Origin of the sequence: uncultured Halorubrum sp., from assembly GCF_937146585.1 — an archaeon.
GTDB lineage: Archaea > Halobacteriota > Halobacteria > Halobacteriales > Haloferacaceae > Halorubrum > Halorubrum miltondacostae.
The window spans coordinates 1-3581 of the sequence record NZ_CAKZRO010000148.1; the positions used below are offsets into that span (position 1 = coordinate 1).

Genomic DNA, 3581 nt, shown 5'->3' on the forward strand with positions numbered 1-3581 from the left:
GCCGTGTTGATCAGAACGCCGGCGGCGATCGCCGCCACCAGCACCATCGCGATGAACACGATGAGGGTCCCGATCCCCACTTGACCGCGTTGTTCCTCGTCCGTGATTGCTTCGAACATTGTGTTTTGCGTCGGCCCCCGGCCTGCCCGGCGGGCGTTATCGTTGACGATGGGGATTTCCTACTTAAGATCACGTACCCGGTTATTCACATTGATAAACGACTCACGTCGTGCGGTTTTCGGGTTATTTTGAGTAATTTAATTACAGAATATATCAACGACTTCGTCGAGCGGATATCAGATCTGGATCTGGGACAGAGTACCGATACCGAGGGTCTGCGTCGCGAATTCGGTGTGCGCACGAGTGGCCATCCGATCGAGAACACAGTCATTCGATGGAGGCAGGAAGTCGCAGGGAGATAGCGAAGAGACCTAGCGCTCGCGGGCGGGCGAGACTGACCCGACCGACTCAGAACGAGTGTCAGCCTCAGAGCGGTCACCCTGATCGGTGGTCGCCATCAGCCGATCGAGCCGACGCTCGAACTCGGCGTCGCCGATCTCGCCCTCAACGTAGCGGTGCTTGAGCCGCTCGACCGGCGACGCGGTCGTCTCGGGGTCCGTGTCCGCCCGCGCCGCGCGATCCGCGGCGATCCGGTCGGCGAGGTAGCCGCCGAGCGCGCCGCTGCCGACGACGTACGCCGCGCCGACGAGCGTGAGTGCGAGGACGCCGACGGTCGCCGCGGGCGACACCGCGGCGGCGACCCAGACTGCGAAGAACGTCAGCGGCAGCGACAGCAGCGCGACCAGCGCGCCCGTCGCCGCGCCGATCCGCGGGCCGCGGGCGACCGCGGACTCGTCGGTCCAACTCGCCACGCCGGCCCCGACCGCGGGCGCGATCAAACCGACGACGGGCAGGACGCTCACGAGCACCGTGATCCCGGCGCCGACGCCGGCGCGCGCGACGAGGTCCGAGAGGCGCGCGACCGCCGAGCGGCCGCCGGGTGAGTCGGCGTGGCTCATCGGCGGCGGTCCGAATATGGTGGCGATAACGCAGGTCGGTACGTCCCGGGAGCGAGCCGCGAGCCCGGCGTTTCGCGCCCGTCTCGGCAGCGGTCTGACATAGTATGATCTACGAGACGCGAGCGCAAAAGCGCGTCGGGGGTGGGGGTGTGACGAGGACAGTCCGACGGCCCCGACTGAAGGTGAACGCTCCGCCTGAGGCCGTGCCGGCTCGCCGACTCAGCGCGAGCGCGTCGCGGCGTCAGTCGCCGCGGTCGCGCAGCCGCGACAGCTCCGACTCCGGGATCACGAACTCCTGCGTGCCGGGTTCGTAGACGGCGAGGCTCCCGGCGACGAGCGCCATCGACGCCGCGAGCAGGCCGCTGTTGACCAGAAGTAGGCCCTCGGCGTTGGCGAAGCCGGTCCAGAATGCGGCCGCGGGCGTCGCCACCGCCGCGACGACGACGAGCCCGAACCCGACCGCCAGGTACGCCATCGCCGTGCGGCCGGACGACCGGTACGCCGCGATCGCGAACGCGACGAGCGTCGCGCTCGCGCCGGCCACCACGGTGGTCGTCATCAGGTACAACCCCTCGATGAGCTCCATACTCTCCCTGTACGAACGGCGGTGATAAACTCACGGGAGCGGGTATCAGCGCCGATAACACGACGCGATCGCGCGGCGGCCGAAACGGAAGCGGGACGCACGCCGAACGCCGGACGGAGGGGATTCGTCGACGCGCACAATCACCGGTACGCTTATAAGCCATAAAAATCAATATCGATAACGTGAATGGTGGGGGACGATCTGATCACCGTACTCGGTAACAAATACAACACGGACATCCTGACGGCGACGGGCGACGCGAAGTCGGCGCAGGACCTCAGCGACCAGTTAGACGTCCCGATCGCCACGTGTTACCGCCGGATCAACGAACTAGAGGAGGCGGACCTCCTCGAGCTCCACGACCGGCCGCTCTCGGACGAGCACCGGCGCGTGAAGGTGTATCGCCGGAAGGTCGACGGGGTCGAGGTCGACTTCCGCGACGGGCTCACCGTCGAGGTCGAGGAGCGGTCGGCGGTGAAGAACCGCCTCGACGACGTCTGGCGCGACCTCTCGTCGCGCGAGTAGTCGGAGATCTCCGCGGCGTCAGAAGGACGGCTGGTCGTCGGAGCCGCCCATCATCGAGAAGCCGCCGGCGCGCTCGTGGACCGTGATCCCGCCCTGCCCGATCTCCATCGGGAAGATGTCGGTATCGATGTCCTGTTTCCGCATCTTCGCCACCCAGACGTACCGGTTGACGCCGGAGTCGGTCGGCGTCTGGATGAAGTAGATGTTCCCGTCGGTGAGGAAGTTCTCCAAGCCCACCTCGGTGTCGGGGAAGACGGCTCCCTGCTCGTTGATGAGCAGCGAGGTGAGCCCGTTCGCCTTGAGGATGTCCGAGAACTTCAGCAGGTAGGTGCGCTTCTCCTGTTCGGCGTCGAAGAAGAGCTGGAACATCGACAGCGAGTCGAGGACGAGGCGGTCGAAGTCCCCGTCCTCGACGGTGTCGAGCAGGCGGTCGACCGCGGTCGAGAAGTCGGTCTCGCGGAGCATCTCGCGTTTGTCCAGGATGACGATGTCACCGTCCTCGACCATCTCGTCGAACCCCTCGAAGCCGACGGACTCGGCGGCGCCGCGGATGTCGGCCTCGTCCTCCTCGAAGGAGACGTACACGCCGCGCTCGTCGTGTTCGGAGACGCCGTGATGGAGGTACTGGATGCCGAAGATACTCTTCCCGGTGCCCGGGTTTCCGGAGACGAGGACCGTCGACCGCTGGGTGATGCCGCCGGTGAGAATGGAGTCGAGCCCCTCGACCCCGGTGGAGACGAGTTCTGACATTCGTCTTCCTCTTAGCGGTCGGAGTATATAAAAGACGGTTCAGTACGTCGGGCGAACGGACGCCGACAGTTTTATCTCTCGACATACCCCCCGTTCGTGTATGCCCGGTGAAGCGTGTCCGGTCGCTCCCGGCGGTGGTCGACGGTGAGCGACCCGTCGATCCTCGTCGTGGAGGACGAGCCAGACATCGCGGCGCTGTACGCCGGCTTCCTCGAGGAGCGCTACACCGTCGACGTCGCCGAGACCGCCACCGAGGCGATCGACCGGGTCGACCCCGACCTCGACGTGGTGCTCCTCGACCGCCGACTCCCCGACGGGAGCGGCGACGACGTCCTCGAACACATCCGCGAGGCGGAGTACGACTGCCGCGTGGCGATGGTCACCGCGGTCGAGCCCGACTTCGACATCATCGACATGGGGTTCGACCTCTACCTCACCAAGCCGGTGAGCCGCTCGAAGCTGCTCGCCGCCATCGACACGCTCCTGACGCGCAGCGAGTACGACGACCTCGTCCAGGAGGCCGCCGCGCTCGCCAGCAAACGCGCCGTGTTGAGCTCGCAGAAGCCGGCCGCCCAGCGCGAAGGAAACGAGGCGTACGCCGAGCTCGTCGAGCGCTTAGAGGACTTGGACGCCGACATCGACGACCTCGGGGAGTCGCTGTCAACCGACGACTACCGCGCGATGTTCCGCGACCTCGGCGA

Annotated in this window: 6 protein-coding genes; 2 read left to right on the plus strand and 4 right to left on the minus strand. The window is 66.3% G+C overall.

Annotated features, from left to right (window positions below; genetic code table 11):
• From Q0116_RS12555 to Q0116_RS12565, 3 genes are all read right to left on the minus strand, one after another.
• A partial coding sequence (locus Q0116_RS12555; RefSeq protein WP_308214398.1) for an archaellin/type IV pilin N-terminal domain-containing protein occupies positions 1–119 on the minus strand: 119 nt, incomplete at its 3' end.
• A gap of 312 nt (positions 120–431) precedes the next feature.
• Positions 432–1019, minus strand: a complete 588-nt coding sequence (locus Q0116_RS12560) for an SHOCT domain-containing protein (RefSeq protein WP_297888894.1) — start codon at positions 1017–1019, stop codon at positions 432–434.
• 241 nt (positions 1020–1260) lie between these two features.
• Positions 1261–1605 (minus strand): hypothetical protein, encoded by a 345-nt coding sequence (locus Q0116_RS12565; protein WP_297888897.1) that lies wholly within the window; start codon positions 1603–1605, stop codon positions 1261–1263.
• Positions 1606–1791: 186 nt separating this feature from the next.
• Here Q0116_RS12565 and Q0116_RS12570 point away from each other — a divergent pair, with 186 nt between their 5' ends.
• On the plus strand, positions 1792–2130 hold the full coding sequence (locus Q0116_RS12570; protein WP_004597591.1) for a helix-turn-helix domain-containing protein: 339 nt from the start codon (positions 1792–1794) through the stop codon (positions 2128–2130).
• An 18-nt stretch (positions 2131–2148) separates the two neighbouring features.
• Here Q0116_RS12570 and Q0116_RS12575 read toward each other — a convergent pair whose 3' ends face one another.
• Positions 2149–2880, minus strand: coding sequence for an ATPase domain-containing protein (locus Q0116_RS12575; protein WP_297888904.1), 732 nt, complete (start codon positions 2878–2880; stop codon positions 2149–2151).
• Between the two features lie 144 nt (positions 2881–3024).
• Between Q0116_RS12575 and Q0116_RS12580 the strand changes: the two genes are divergently transcribed.
• Positions 3025–3581, plus strand: a 557-nt coding sequence (locus Q0116_RS12580; protein WP_297888907.1) for a HalX domain-containing protein, incomplete at its 3' end; no start/stop codon positions are given.